Source organism: Marinitoga arctica (assembly GCF_054657315.1).
Genome location: NZ_BAAHYY010000045.1, coordinates 1 through 15,167 on the forward strand (window position 1 = coordinate 1; position 15,167 = coordinate 15,167).

16 protein-coding genes and 1 tRNA gene are annotated in these 15,167 nt (G+C 26.5%); all 17 read right to left on the bottom strand.

All coding sequences use genetic code 11. The features are described 5' to 3' along the window. A partial coding sequence (locus ACYQ44_RS09820; RefSeq protein WP_459997007.1) for an AAA family ATPase occupies positions 1-743 on the bottom strand: 743 nt, incomplete at its 3' end. 244 nt (positions 744-987) lie between these two features. Further along, positions 988-1,062, bottom strand: a tRNA-Asn gene (locus ACYQ44_RS09825). A gap of 75 nt (positions 1,063-1,137) precedes the next feature. Further along, positions 1,138-2,499, bottom strand: coding sequence for an N-acetylmuramoyl-L-alanine amidase family protein (locus ACYQ44_RS09830; protein ID WP_459997009.1), 1,362 nt, complete (start codon positions 2,497-2,499; stop codon positions 1,138-1,140). A gap of 2 nt (positions 2,500-2,501) precedes the next feature. Next, positions 2,502-3,326, bottom strand: coding sequence for a peptidoglycan DD-metalloendopeptidase family protein (locus ACYQ44_RS09835; RefSeq protein ID WP_459997012.1), 825 nt, complete (start codon positions 3,324-3,326; stop codon positions 2,502-2,504). Continuing rightward, on the bottom strand, positions 3,326-4,375 hold the full coding sequence (locus ACYQ44_RS09840) for a protein-glutamate methylesterase/protein-glutamine glutaminase (protein WP_459997014.1): 1,050 nt from the start codon (positions 4,373-4,375) through the stop codon (positions 3,326-3,328). The genes ACYQ44_RS09835 and ACYQ44_RS09840 overlap by 1 nt, the downstream gene beginning before the upstream one ends. Further along, complete coding sequence (locus ACYQ44_RS09845; RefSeq protein ID WP_459997016.1) at positions 4,365-4,808, bottom strand: diacylglycerol kinase family protein; 444 nt, start codon at positions 4,806-4,808, stop codon at positions 4,365-4,367. Before ACYQ44_RS09845 ends, ACYQ44_RS09840 begins: the two co-directional genes overlap by 11 nt. Then, positions 4,808-5,401, bottom strand: coding sequence for a 2-oxoacid:ferredoxin oxidoreductase subunit gamma family protein (locus ACYQ44_RS09850; protein WP_459997018.1), 594 nt, complete (start codon positions 5,399-5,401; stop codon positions 4,808-4,810). Before ACYQ44_RS09850 ends, ACYQ44_RS09845 begins: the two co-directional genes overlap by 1 nt. Next, positions 5,398-6,225 carry a 2-oxoacid:ferredoxin oxidoreductase subunit beta gene (locus ACYQ44_RS09855; RefSeq protein ID WP_459997020.1) on the bottom strand — a complete coding sequence of 276 codons (828 nt, stop codon included), beginning with the start codon at positions 6,223-6,225 and terminating at the stop codon, positions 5,398-5,400. The genes ACYQ44_RS09850 and ACYQ44_RS09855 overlap by 4 nt, the downstream gene beginning before the upstream one ends. A gap of 15 nt (positions 6,226-6,240) precedes the next feature. Continuing rightward, positions 6,241-6,747, bottom strand: a complete 507-nt coding sequence (locus tag ACYQ44_RS09860) for a deoxycytidylate deaminase (RefSeq protein WP_459997022.1) — start codon at positions 6,745-6,747, stop codon at positions 6,241-6,243. Further along, on the bottom strand, positions 6,737-7,864 hold the full coding sequence (hemW, locus tag ACYQ44_RS09865; protein ID WP_459997024.1) for a radical SAM family heme chaperone HemW: 1,128 nt from the start codon (positions 7,862-7,864) through the stop codon (positions 6,737-6,739). The genes ACYQ44_RS09860 and hemW overlap by 11 nt, the downstream gene beginning before the upstream one ends. Then, a complete protein-coding gene (locus tag ACYQ44_RS09870) occupies positions 7,854-8,714 on the bottom strand; it encodes a hypothetical protein (RefSeq protein WP_459997027.1) in 861 nt (286 codons plus the stop codon). The genes hemW and ACYQ44_RS09870 overlap by 11 nt, the downstream gene beginning before the upstream one ends. A gap of 58 nt (positions 8,715-8,772) precedes the next feature. Beyond that, positions 8,773-9,393 (bottom strand): CpsB/CapC family capsule biosynthesis tyrosine phosphatase, encoded by a 621-nt coding sequence (locus ACYQ44_RS09875; protein WP_459997029.1) that lies wholly within the window; start codon positions 9,391-9,393, stop codon positions 8,773-8,775. 17 nt (positions 9,394-9,410) lie between these two features. Next, a complete protein-coding gene (locus ACYQ44_RS09880; protein WP_459997030.1) occupies positions 9,411-11,579 on the bottom strand; it encodes a GumC family protein in 2,169 nt (722 codons plus the stop codon). 132 nt (positions 11,580-11,711) lie between these two features. Then, positions 11,712-12,701 (bottom strand): glycosyltransferase family 2 protein, encoded by a 990-nt coding sequence (locus ACYQ44_RS09885; protein WP_459997033.1) that lies wholly within the window; start codon positions 12,699-12,701, stop codon positions 11,712-11,714. Beyond that, positions 12,688-13,788: a glycosyltransferase family protein gene (locus ACYQ44_RS09890; protein ID WP_459997034.1), complete on the bottom strand. Its 1,101-nt coding sequence runs from the start codon at positions 13,786-13,788 to the stop codon at positions 12,688-12,690. The genes ACYQ44_RS09885 and ACYQ44_RS09890 overlap by 14 nt, the downstream gene beginning before the upstream one ends. Next, positions 13,785-14,918: a glycosyltransferase family 4 protein gene (locus ACYQ44_RS09895; RefSeq protein WP_459997036.1), complete on the bottom strand. Its 1,134-nt coding sequence runs from the start codon at positions 14,916-14,918 to the stop codon at positions 13,785-13,787. Before ACYQ44_RS09895 ends, ACYQ44_RS09890 begins: the two co-directional genes overlap by 4 nt. Before the next feature lie 43 nt (positions 14,919-14,961). Next, on the bottom strand, positions 14,962-15,167 hold a 206-nt coding region (locus tag ACYQ44_RS09900), incomplete at its 5' end, for a hypothetical protein (RefSeq protein ID WP_459997038.1).

Sequence of the window (15,167 nt, forward strand, 5' to 3'; positions counted from 1 at the left end):
TCTAATAATTTTTCTTCTTTTATTTTCATTTCTTTTGCTGTTTCTTTTATGTGTTCTTTGAAGTAATATTCTAATTCTTCTTGTGTGTATCCTAACATTTGTGAATATTTACTGTTTAACGATATATCGTTTAAGTTATTAAGTGCAGAAAATACTCCTGTTTTTGTGAATTTTGTTATTCCTGTTAAAAACACAAATTTTATGTATTCATCATTTGCCTTTATATTAGTATAAAAGTCTCTTAATATTTCTCTGTATCTTTCTGCCTTTTCTTTGTTATTTATATTATCCAATATTGGCTTTTCATATTCATCTACTAGTATTACTACTTTTCCTTTTTGACCTAACTTCATTATTAATTCATCAAATGCAAATTTATAATCTTCTTCTGTTATTTCTATATTATTTTTAATTCCTTCTTTTTTTATTATTCTTGTTAAGCTTTTTTTGAGTCTTTCTTCATTATCTGTTGCAACATCTAATATATTTATTCTAATTATGGGGTATTCCTTAAATTCCCATTTGTCATATATGTATGTATTTTTAAATAATTCTTTTTCTCCTTTGAATAAATAATACAATGTTGATATTGTTAAGCTCTTTCCAAATCTTCGCGGTCGGGATAGAAATATTGGAACTCCTGACGATATTAAATCATATATATATTTTGTTTTATCAATATATATATAATCACCTGTTATTATTTTTTTGTAATCTTGTATCCCTATTGGTAGTTTTTTCATTATAATCATCTCCATATTTGTTTTTCGTTTATATTATAACATAAATCTATATATATTATGATTATTTTTCTTCACTTTTCTTTTAGACAATCATTAACTTCTAAATATCAATAAATTTCTTTCAGATAATAAAAGAATATATCTAAATAGAAATAAATATAGAGTTAATAAAGGTTTTTGATAAACAAAAAACGTCCAGTATGATAACTGGACGTTCTGTTGACCTATAAAAGGTTTTTATTGATGGCTCCGGCGGAGGGATTCGAACCCCCAGCCTAGTGGTTAACAGCCACCCGCTCTACCGTTGAGCTACGCCGGAACAACTTCCGAGGTATATTATAACACAAGAAATACTATAAATCAAGAAAATTTTTCGCTACTAATTTGTTAATTTTTATTTTATTCCAAAATACTCCATTATAGATTCAGCAATAATTTCAGCAAAAACATCAACATATCTCCCAGATTTAAAATTAATCTCTACAGTTGGATTAGATAAAAACTCAAGCTCAAATAAAATAGCGGGACATTTTGTATATGCTAATACAGCAAATTCTGCTGCTCTAGTTGATCTAAAAGGAATCCCCTTTTCTTTTATATGTTTCTTCAAAATGTCTGCCATCTTTTTGCTTTCTGGTATAGAGTTTTTCTTTTCAACAACCCTTGATTCTATAATATCCTTATTATCATTCATATCTAAGTTTTCTTTTCTAGCAATTTTCCTTGCATATTTATCATCAGAAAAATCAAAATAATATACTTCAGATCCTCTAACACCCCTGTTTTCTAAATATGAATTTAAATGTATGCTAATAAATAAATCTGCATGCAAATCATTGGAAATCTTTGCCCTATCATATAACTCAACAAATTTATCAATATCTCTAGTTAAATAAACCTTTATATTCTTATTTTTTAAAATTTCTTTTGTCTTTAAAGCAACCTTTAAAGCAACATCCTTTTCTTTCGTCCCTAAAAACCCTAATGCTCCTGGATCAAAATCTCCATGTCCAGGATCCAATACAACAATAGGCTTTGTAAATTCTTCCGTCATTTCAATATCAAGAATAATCCTTCCATTTTCTCTAATCTTTGTATATTTATTTGGTTCTGCTCCTAACAATATAGTTATCCATATTTCTTTCTGAGAATGCTGAGTCGCTTTTATTCTACTTAAGTATTTATTATTAAAATCCTTTGAAAAAGAAACTTCTGGAATTTCAGAACCGAATACTTTTATCAAATATCCCGGTACAGCTGTTAAAGAATAAACTTCAAAATTTTCCGGTTGAGAAGAAAATTCCATCATAATTCTTAATTTATCATTAATAACAAAACCATCTATACTTTTTAATTTAGCTAGCTTATAATTAAGATAATACCCTTTTGAATTCTGAAAATACTCAAGATTAGCAATTTTTGACAATAAATTTAATTTCACATAATATTTTTTATTCTGATAAATAAAATCTTCACTTTTTAAAGAAATACTATCACTTGAATTAATAATAGCGACTCCTGCAACAGGAAAAACAACTGCAGACCAGGTATCGTCAAGCTTTATTATAAACATATTTTCAGAAGTACCCATTACATTATAATCAAGTTTTTCAAGATACGAAACATCGAGAAAAACTTCACCGTTTTTCTCGATGTATTTATTTTTATCAACCTTTTTCCATTGAAGATATAAATCCTTTGAAAATATTATTGTTGAAATTATTATTAAAAATAACAAAAAAGCTTTTCTTTTCACTATTAATTACCACCCATATAATTTTTTTCTATTGATACATGTGCATATTTAAATCCTGGTAATAAAGACATTGGATCAATAGATCTATCTGCTAATGCTCTTACTTCAAAATGAACATGTGGCCCTGTTGATATTCCAGTTGAACCTACTCTTCCTATTAACTCACCCTTTTTTACAATTTCACCAGGCACAGCAAGTGCTCTGGACATATGTGCAAAAATATAATAATGATTTCCCGCTTTAATCTTTACATATATACCATAACCATTATCTTTTTTTACTTCAACTACTTTACCCGTTACAGCAGATAAAATAGGCAATCCTTCACTTAATGCAATATCTATACCTGAATGAAACCGCCTATCATGATAAATAGGATGAATACGCCAACCATATACAGAGGTTATTTCTCCCCAAACAGGCCATGACACATCTACATTTTTATTAAAACTTAAACCTATATATTCATACGGTATTTCTAACCTTTGACCTATATATAGAAGATTAGGATTTTGAATACTATTATATTCAGCTATTAAACTTGCATCTGAAAAAAATGTTTTAGCAATATAACTCAAACTGTCTCCAGACTTAACCGTATAAACATATACCGCTTTCTCCGGAATTACTAACTTTTCACCTGCATATATATATTTCTTATATGCATATTCAGGATTATAGTCAATAATAACAGATAAGGGAATATTTAACTTATAACTTATCTTTTCCAATGAATCTCCGCTTTGAATTGTATAAGTATATGTTTTTACTGAAAATACCATTAAAGGTATTAAAAATAATATGAGTAAATATAACCGTTTTTTCATTATTTTCCTCCCAATAATTCTACTATTTTTTCTGCTATTTCAAAATTTGGTAAAATAAAATCAGCATAATTTTCTTCAACTACTGCTTTAGGCATACCATAAACAACACAGGTTTCTGGCGATTCTGCAATGATTTTACCACCATAATGCTTAATTTTAAATGCTCCTTTAGCACCATCTTTACCCATGCCTGTTAAAACTGCTGCAACTATATTACCTTTATATATTTCCGCAGCATCATTAAAAGTAAAATCAGCAGCCGGCCTTACATTATTTATCTTATCAGATTTATCAAGATAAGTATAAACACTTGACCCTTTAGTCTTTAATCCCAAATGAAAGTTACCAGGTGCTATATACACAGTGTCCGGTTTTAATTCCTCATTATCTTCAGCCTCTTTTACTGTTAATTCAGATATTTTGTTTAGCCTATTAGCGAGTGATTTTGTGAATCCAGCAGGCATATGTTGAACAACAACAACTGGAACATTAATACCTTTAGGTAAATTTGGAATAATGGCGTCTAAAGATCTTGGACCGCCTGTAGAAGAAGCAATTAAAACTATTTTTTGACCTTTTAAATTAGATGTAAGCCTTGGTTTTTTAGCTCTAATAATTTTTCTTCTGATTAATTTAGAGGGGTCTATTTTAGCTGCATTTCTTATTTTTTCAACTAATTCATCTGCAACTGTTCTAAAAGTCCATGAAACGCTTCCTGCTGGTTTTTGTATAAAATCTACAGCACCATTTTCTAAAGCTTCTATTGTTATTTCTGAATCTTTTGAGGTTAAACTGCTAACCATAATTATAGGAGTAGGGTTCTTTTTCATTATAACCTTCACAGCTTCAAGGCCATTTAATTCAGGCATTTCAACATCCATTGTAATAACATCTGGCTTTAATTCTACTGCTTTCTCTACACCTTCAAGACCTGTTTTAGCAATTCCAACTATTTTCATGTCAGGTTGTTTTTCAATTATATCTTTCAAAACCATTCTCATAAATCCTGAATCATCTACAACTAAAACTCGTATAATTTTATCCGTCATTATTTCCCCCTCCTTTAAAAACGCTTCCAGTAATAATAAACAGGATAAATGCTATTCCTATAATTATACCATATTTAGATGGCCAATTAAAAATTTTACCTCCAAAAATTACTGTTGCAACTACAATAGAAAAAGTTGCTGCGATTAACACCGCAGCAGCTCCTAAATCTTTTATTACTCCCACAACAGGATTGTAATGAGGATGAATTAAATCCATTATCTTTTCAATTAAAGTATTAATAGTTTCAAGAATTAATACAATAGACACAGAAAGGGTTATCCACAATATCTGACTTTCATCTAAATTCAGTACAAACGCCAAAACAAATGCTACTAAAGCAAATACCGTTTGTATTTTAAAATTTCTCTGTGTCTGAAAAACCTCAAAAAGTCCTTTGATTGCAAAAGATAAACTTTTTGAAAATTTTTTCATCACGATCCTCTTCCATTTTTTTCAATATTATTTAATTCATATTTCTTCTCTACATAATTATACCCTATCTTTAAAGCTTTTTCATCTAATTCATAAAATCTTGGATTAACTCTTTTTTTCATAACCTTTATTAATGTCTCTAATTTAACAATACCACAATTTTTAGCAATAGCCCCAAGTCCTATCATATTTGCTACATTTGTATTACCTAATTCCTCATATGCTAATTTAGAAGCAGGAATTGCAACAATTTTTTTTGTGATTCTTGAAACTGTTTGAGGTAATGATTTAATATATGAACTATCATAAAATACTATTCCATTATTTTTTACTCTTGTTAAATGTGAAAATGCTATATCATGCATTATATACACAACATCAAACATTTCAGCCTTTGGATAATCAATTGTTTCATCAGAATATAATACATCACAAAAAGACAATCCACCTCTAACCTGAGCTCCATAATGTTGTGATTGAACTACCCAATATCCATCGCTTACAAGTGATTCTGCTAAAATCAACCCCATTAAAATATTTCCTTGTCCGCCCATACCACTTATTCTAATGCTTTTTGGATCTTTTAAATTCATCTTACAACACCACCTAATTCTCTAGATAATTCTTCATATAACTCAAGATAGGTTTTCTTACTTTCGTCATTATAAAATTCTCCTATAATAATCTTTCCTTCTAATTCTTCGTGCTTCATTGATTTAGCCTTACTCAACATTAATGTATTCTTTTTGAAAAATTCCATAAATTGTGTAGGTTTACTCATACCATTGTATCGACCATAATATGTATGACAATTAGAAACAATTTCAACAACAGACATACCCTTATGTTTAATAGCATTTTCTATATATTTTACACTTTGTGCATAATGAAAAACTGTACTTCTTGCAACATAGGTTGCTCCCGAAGATATAGCCATTTTAACAGGATCAAAATTATTTTCCAAATTCCCATATGGTGCTGTTGATGCAATTGAATCATGTGGTGTTGTTGGTGAATATTGACCACCTGTCATACCATATATATTATTGTTAAAAAGTATTACTGTTAAATCCATATTTCTTCTACATGCGTGGATAAAATGATTTCCTCCAATAGCAAGCATATCTCCATCTCCACCCATAACTACAACCTCTAAATCTGGCCTTGCTAATTTAACTCCTGTTGCAAAAGGAATGGCTCTTCCATGCAATGTATGTAAAGTATTAAAATCAAGATACCCTGTTACCCTTGAAGAACAACCAATTCCAGATACAACTGCCACCTTATTTTTATCAAGATCAAGATTATATGCTGCTTCTACAAAAGATTTCATAATGATACCATTTCCACAACCTGGACACCATACATTTGGTAGACGATCTTTTCTTAAATACTTGAAATACTTTTGATTAGGCATAATACACCTCCAGGATTATTTTGTCATCATTTTAAATTCTACACCAGTTTGTTTAAAAAATAACTTAGTTAATGCATCAGGATAATTACCGCCATATATCACTTTTTTTATCCCTGCATTTATTATTAATCTTGCACAAATAGAACATGGTTGATGAGTCACATATATAGACGCACCATCTGTGGATATACCAAATTTAGCAGCCTGCATTAATGCATTTTGTTCCGCATGAAGCCCATAACATATTTCTTGATACTCACCACTTTTTATCTCTAGATCATCCCTTATACACCCTATAACGTCACAATGCGGGAAGCCGGATGGTGGTTGATTATATCCAGTTGCTAATATACGTTTATCTTTTACAATAACAGCCCCAACTTTTCTGTGAGTACATGAAGACCTTTCACTCACAAGAAATGCTATTTTCATAAAATATTCATCCCATTCTTTTTCAGATTTCTTTTCTAAAAAACTTTTATCCATTAAATTTTTTACATATTTTTCCACCCTATCCTTCATATATATTTTCCCTCACTTCCAAGATTTTTTCAAATACCATTTTAGATAAATCCAAGCCTTTTTCTGTCATTCTAATCCTATCATCCACTTTAATTAAGTCTGAAACCATGTGAAAAAGATTTTTGAAAAATTTTTCATATAATTTCCCATATTTTTTCTGCAATTTTTCAACACTTATTCCATCTATTAGTCTTAATCCTATAAACAGTTCTTCTGTTAATTCATCTAATTTTGAATTTTTATTATAATACTCATATGGCATATTATTATTGTCTATCATATCAAAATATTTTTTAAAATCCCATGTTTTAGTATATCTAATATTTTCTATATGTCCCCCTGCAGACAATCCAATACCATGATAATCCTCATTATTCCAATATAATAAATTATGTTTACATTCATAACCTTTTTTAGCCCAATTTGAAATTTCGTATCTATTATAACCCATTCTATCTAATTCTTTAATAATCATATCAAAACCATTTTCCACAAATTCATCTTCAGGTAATTTCATCTTTCCTTTTTCCAATAATCTTTTTAATGTTGTATCATGATCATCATCAAATATATAATATGATACATGATCGGGTTTTAACTTTTCGATTAATTTTAAATTATTTTCCAATATTTTCATATTATCTCCAGGCAACCCAAGAATAAAATCAAAATTTATGTTTGAAAAGTATCTCCTCGCTAAATAATAATTTTTCACTATAATTTCATTATTATATAATCTATTCATCGATTTTAAAATACCATTATCAAATGTTTGTATTCCCAAACTCAATCTATCGACGCCTAAAGAAAAGTATTCGTGTAATTTATCTTCTGTTAATGTTTCTGGATTTGCTTCTATAGTAATCTCAGCGTTTTCTATAATATTAAATTTTCTAAATATCTTATCTATATGTCTAACATTAACAAAAGACGGTGTACCACCGCCTAAAAAAATAGTTTTTACTTTTCCATTATAATCAAACAAATCTACTTCCTTTAATAAATATTCAAAATACTTATTCTGTATTCTATTATTAGTAGTAGAAGGATAATCACAATATAAACATTTCGACTTACAAAATGGTATGTGAATGTATAACCCTATTTTAGTATTCAAAGAAAAAACTACCTCCATTATTTGTAATTATTATTGTAAATGGATTATTTATATCAATTTTTGATAAATATGCAATGAATTTCCCTTTATTACTCATTTTTAATTGCATACCTATATAATAATCATTCTTTTTAAATTTAAATGGTGTTTGAAAATTAAATAATGGTGAATATTCGCCATCATATAATATACCATATGAAAAAAAGCCAGAAATATATTTGTCATCAAATATTCCAACTGGAACAGATAAAGAATACCCGAGTTCAGATGTACTTAAAACAAAAGGCAACATAAAATATCTCTGTAATTGAATAGCATAATTTGAAATGTTATTATCAATAACTATATTATTATATGATGTTGAAAAAATAGAAGCTTTTGCAATTGTTGGAATCAAAAATCGATCAATACCAATATTTCTTTTCTCACTTCCTCCTTTAAATACAGCTGTATAAGAGTATGAAAAACTTTTTGATATTAAATCATTTTTATATTTTTTTATCTCTGTTGATAACACAATTGAATTTTTTTCAAAGTCATATCCTAAATTAACTCCAAAATTTCTCTCTCCTGATTTTAATCTTATATTTTTTAAAAATACCCTTTGATATGTAAAAAATTCATTTTTATCATTATAATTAACTCCAAATGCTGGTAAATTAATATTTTTCTCAAGAGGATAACTAACCCAAATGCCAATATTTGATAAATCTGAAATATTAAAAATATTCTTTGAAACATATATATTTTTATTACTCAAACTTAAAGAAAATACGTTTATAGAAAACAAAATAGAAAAAACAATCAATACATTTTTTGCCAAAAATTTTTTTATAATTTCTTTTTTCATTTTACCACCTCCGATAATTCAATTATACCATATTCAAAAAACCGGGCAATGCCCGGTTTTAATCTATTTTCAATATCTTTTTCCCTTTTTCCACAATCTCCTTATATTTCTCAAAAAGAGAAAAATCTATAGCACCTCTCTTTTTCCCATGATAATCAGTTGCTATAAAATCTATTAATCCATTTTTAAGATAATAATTATCCTTTTCTAAATATTCTAAATTCATCTGAAAATATACATTCATTGTTTTCAACCTGTCTATTATTGGTTCATTTCCTTGAAGCCATTGATATCTTTCTACATGAGCTAAAATTATTTCATACCCTTCTAATTGAAGGTCAAATATTTTATCCAACATATACATTGGATATACGGTTGTCGGTAACTCTATTAAAAGAAAATACTCCTTTAATGGAATAAAATTATTATTTTGCTGCAAATATAATTCACTTGCTAAATATGATTTTATTCCTATTTCATCACAATATGGCTTTAATTCCTCATATGCTTTTTTTATTTTTTCTATATCAGTTTTTACTGTTGGATGATTTACATGTGGTGTAAAAAAAACAGTATCTACATTATTTTTTTTATACTCTTTTAATACTTCTATTGACTCTTCAATAGTTTTTAATCCATCATCTACACCCGGTAATATATGATTGTGCAAATCAAACATGAAATCCCCATCCTTTATCATTTCTTTTTATGTTTTCTTTTTTTCTTTTGACCTTCTTGATAATAATAATAATAATAATAATAGTAATAATTAGATGATTTTTCGTTAATATCATTTATAATTAAACCTAAAAGATTACTACCAGAAGTGTTTATATTTTCAATTCCTACTTTTAAAGAATGTTTTTGCGTTTTTCCAGCTCTTACAATTAATATTAAACCATCCGTATATTTTGATACTATCAATGCATCTGCTGCTGCTAATATTGGTGGTAAATCTATTATTATCTTATCATATTTATTTTTTAACATTTCAATTGTTTCACCAAATTTTTTAGATGTTAATAATGCTGTTGGATTTGGTGGTAATGGTCCAACAGGTATTACATCTAGATTTTCAATATAATTTTGGGTTATTCTTTCAATTGGCATATCTTTTAATATGTGGTTTACAATACCTATATTAAATCTTTCTAAACCTAAAGCTTTTTCTACTCTAGGTTTTCTCATATCTATATCAATTAATAATGTTTTCAATCCATTTTGAGCATATGCTATAGCCATATTCGCTGCACTAACTGTTTTACCTTCTCCAGGCCCAGCACTTGTTATTGCTATTATTTTTGGTTCAGGAGTTGCTGAATAATTTATATTTGCTGCTGTTAACTTTATAGATTCAGCTATTGGCGATGTTGGAGAATTTAATACAATTAATTCTGGCTTTTCATATTCCTTTTTTATTTCAAATGTTGGGATTCTACCTAATATTGTTTTACCTTTTGCCATTCTTTTTATTTCATCTTCATCTTTTATACTTTTATCTGCATATTCTATTATAAACGCTACTAATATACCTAAAAATATGCCTAGTACTCCACCTATTGCAGCAGTTAATTTTTTATTTGGTTTTATTGGTTTATCTGGAACTATTGCAGAATCTATTAATTTTGCTGTTCCAATAACTCCAGCTTCTGCTATTCTTGTTTCTTCTAATTTTTCTAATAAAAGTGTGTATAGATTTTCCTTTACCTTAACATCTCTTTCTAATTCCAATAATTGTTGTTCCAACAATGGCAATTTAGCAAATTTCTCATTATATGTTTCCTTTAGTTTTGTTAATGATTGTATCGTAGCTTTAATGATTTCATTTGTGTATTGTGCTTCTACTAATTGAAGATATATATCTTGATACGCTGGATTTATTGTTTGAACTTGTGATGATATTATTTTCGAAACTTCATCTTTTAATAACTTCTCCGTTTCTGCTATCTTATCTTTTATTTCCTTTACTTTTGGATCTGTTTCTGGATAAATATTTGTCAATCCTGCTAACTCTACCTTATAATCAATTAACTTTGATTTTAATTGATTTACAAAAGGATTTGTTGATATTGTTTCTGATGAAATTATCTTTTCGTCTACCTTTTTTAATAAGTCATTAAATGCTTTAATTTTAGCTTGTGTTTCTTGTAATTGTAAATTATATTGATTTATTTGTCTATCATATTCTAAAGTAAATGATAAAATATTTTTTGCTTCTTCATCTAATAAAAAGACTTTATTATTTTCTTTAAATTTTCTAATTTTTTCTTCGGCTGCTTTTAAATCACTTTCTACCTTTGGTATTTGCTCTTCTATAAATTCTCTTTTTACTGTATATTCATTCTTAGAAAGTGTTTTTAAAAATTCATTATATACTTCAGCTAATTTATTCGCTATATTTTTTGCTAATTCTGGATCATCACTTTGAACAGAAATCTTTACTATATTTGTATCTTTTACCGGAGATACTGTAATCATTTCTGATAATGTTTTAATTATATTATATTTATTTATTTCTTTTTTTGCTTTTTCATCTTCAACCTTATTTTTAAAATACTCTACAAGATTTAAGTCATTAATAACCTTTTCAATATTCGTTCTGCTTTTAATAAGTTCAACCTCTGTTGATATTTCTGGTCTTGACGAGGTTAATTGTGAAGAGAATATGTCTGATATAGAACTACTTTGTTGTGATTCTATTTTTAAAGTAACACTTGCTTCGTATATTGGTGTCGTTGTAAATAAATAAACTAATGTTAAAGCTACAGTTATTACAACTGTTAAAAAAAACCACCAAAATCTTTTTTTAAATATATGTATAATATCTTCCAATGTTAACTCTTCTTCATAGATTTCTGGTTCCATCTTACTCCTCCATTTCTATATTTTTTCTATCATATTTTATCATAATTTTACAAATTTTCAATATTTCAATATTTAAACAAAGTAACGGTTATTATAAATGTTTAAAAAATAATCTCAATAATATTTACCCTACTATAATATTAAAAATAGACCATAAAATGAGCCTAAACCATATGATATATGTAATATCCAAAATGATAACAAGGAGGGAAAAAATAATTTTAAATTTTTATTCTTCATTGCAATTTTAAATGAAAAATAAATTGAAAGAAGTAGATAAATTGAAAGAATAATAAAAAATGGAATTCTTGCAATTGGCGAGAATATTGATGCAATAGAACCAAATAATAAAAATAAAACGAATAATAATGGCACAATATGCCTCAAAGAAAATGCTTTTTTAGAATAATGTGTTGAAAGAATTACCCATAAGCCATTTTGAAAATTATTTTTAAATAAGTCTTTAAAATTATCTCTGGCGTAATAATATACGATTATATCTGGAAATACCATTATTTTATACCCCTTTCTTTTTAACCTTAAATTAAATTCAATATCCATATTTCTATTTAATTCTTCTGCAAATAGACCTACTTTTTTAAATATTTCTTTTTTGTAACAACCAAATGGTACGGTATCAGTTTCTTTAGGTTCTTTCAAATTCCTTCTATAACTCGCACCACCTGTTCCAAAAGGGTGTTTCAAAGTTTCAGCTATTGCGATAGATTTTAATTTGTTATTTCGGGGTAATATTTTTACAATTCCGCCAACATTATCTGCATTATACTTTAGCAAATTTTCCACATTTTTTAGAACATAATCTTTTTCATACTTGCTATGCGCATCTGCAATTAAAATAATCTCACCTGTTGCATTTTTTATACCTAAATTTAGAGCAGGAGCTTTTTTTGTTTTTTTATTTTCTAATAATTTAATGTTGTTATATTTATTTTTTAAATTATTAACTATTTCTCTAGTTTTATCTGTACTCATCCCATCAACGACCAGAATTTCCATTTTATCTTTCGGATAAGAAGTATTTAAAATAGAAGTTATTGATTTTTCTATAAATTTTTCTTCATTATGTGTTGGTATTATTATAGATATTTCAGGATATCTCATCTTTATCACCTACAACTTTCAAAATATAACTTATATATTCTTTATCCTTCTCTTCTGTCCAGATAAATTTCTCTTTATGTTTTCTAATATTATTTAGTAATTCATCGTAATTCTCATATGCTTTTAATATTTTTTCAACCGATTCACTAACATTTTTGGGATTAATAACCACACCTATATTTAATTCCTCAACCTCTTTTGCCATAGAAACAAATGTGTTTTTTACTATTACTGGCGTTTCTGCAGCAATTGAATCATAATATTTATTTGGTAAAGAAAAAACATCATTTTTATAACTTCGGTTTTTTATGGTATTAAATGAAATCAAAGAAAAAGCTGATTTTGACAATTCTTTAATCATTTGATCATATGGAAGAAATGATGTATATTCATGTGGAATATCTTTAAAATATTCAGAATTCATCCCTATTATTTTAAATTTAAAATCATAATAAAATAATTTTTTTAAAATCTCTTTTTCATCATCAAGATTTCTATTTACTTTTCCAACAAAAGATATTTCTTTATTTTTTTTATTTGATTTAACTGAGTTCAAAGCTAAATTGGGAAGTATAAAATATTCGGATTTAAAATTTCCTTTTTTAAAAATATAATTTATTATATCTTTTGATATGGAAATCAAACCATCCGAAAGCTTCAATGAAATTATAAATTCTCTCCATAATTTCTTTTTTATAAAAAAAGGTAAATAATACTTTGCCATAAATTGCTCTGGAATTATTTCATGAATTTCAAAAAATATTTTTTTATTTTGTCTTTTTAATTTCCTAAAAATTTTTGATCCTGTAAATGGTAAATAGTGAAAATAAATTATATTCGGATTAACTTTTGATATTTCTTTATATAATCTTCTATCAAAATTTTTCCATTTTTTAATCCAATGAAGAATGTTTTTAGAAAGTTCCATTTTCTCAAATTTTATTTCTTTTATATTTTTTATTTTTTCGCCATAATATTCTCCATAATATTGATAATAGACTTTTCCTATTTTTTGGAGATTTAATACGCTCTTATAAGTTCTTTTATCTTTATATGGATGTTCATAACCTACTATAAATATTTTCATTTTTTCACTTCCATATATAATTCATAATATTTTTTGATAGTATTTTCAATAGTAAAATTTTTGAATTCTTCTTTATTAAATTCTTTTACCTCCTTAAGATAATAATCATAATTATTTATCATTTTTTCTATAGCGTTCTCTATTGATTTTATACTTAAAGGATTACATTTTATTCCCACATTTCTTTTAAATATTCCATCAACACCTCTATTTTCTGAATAAATTATAGGTCTATATTGGGATAATGCTTCTATATAAACCATACCAAAGGTCTCTTTTATACTGCACATTATTAAAGCATTATTTTTTTTTATCAAACTATAAATTTGATTATTATCTATTTTTCCAAGTAGTTGTATATTATTTTCTAATTTTTTATTTTTTATCAATAAATTTAATTTTTCTTTTAGCGGCCCATCTCCTATTATTTCAAAATTAATATTATAACCTTTATTTTTTAAAGCCTTTATTGCCAATATAGTTCTTTGAAGATTTTTTAATTTAACTAATCTCCCAATAAAAATTAATTTAAATGGTTGAGTTTGAACTTTTTCATACTTTGAATTTAAAAATATTTCCTCTTTTATTCCATTTGGAATTATTTTTATCTTTTTATCATTTTTTATATTTATCAAATCCAAAAATTTTTTCTTTACCGCATAGCTCCTTGATATTACTTTTAAAGAATGTTCATACATTCGCTTAGCTAAAACTCTTAAATGTGGATAAAATATTAATTGTTCATATACATCTGTACCTGTTATGCTCAATATTAATGGTTTATTATATTTTTTAGATAATTTATATCCTATATAACCATCAGAAATGTATGAATGTGCATGAATAATGTTAAATTCAGAATCTACAAATTTTTGAACTTTTTTAGATGATAATATAAGCCGTAAGTCTATTAAAAAACCATAAGGTAATCCCCATATAGGAATTATTTTTTCTTTGACTTTTGTATTATTAAATACATATACTTTTTTTTTACCAAATATTGTTTTTTTTGGTATAATAACTTCTTGTTTCAACTTGTATTCAGACACTCCATATATAATATCTCTTATTATTGGATTATCTTTTATTATTTCATTCCTATAATTATTTGTAATGTGTAATATTTTCATAATATCCCTCTAATGTTTTATTATTCTTATTTTCATATATACCTTAATACATTTTAATTTTTTTATATAATTTCATGCCAACCAAAAGTATTACAATATTAAAAATAACTATTCTTGACCCACGCTCTACCAAAGAAAACATTCCAAAATATTTTGCTATTAAATACTGTATAGATCCAAGAACGATTATAATAAATGCCCATTCAAACATATATCTTGCTGATATTGTTTTATCCTTTAAATTATACC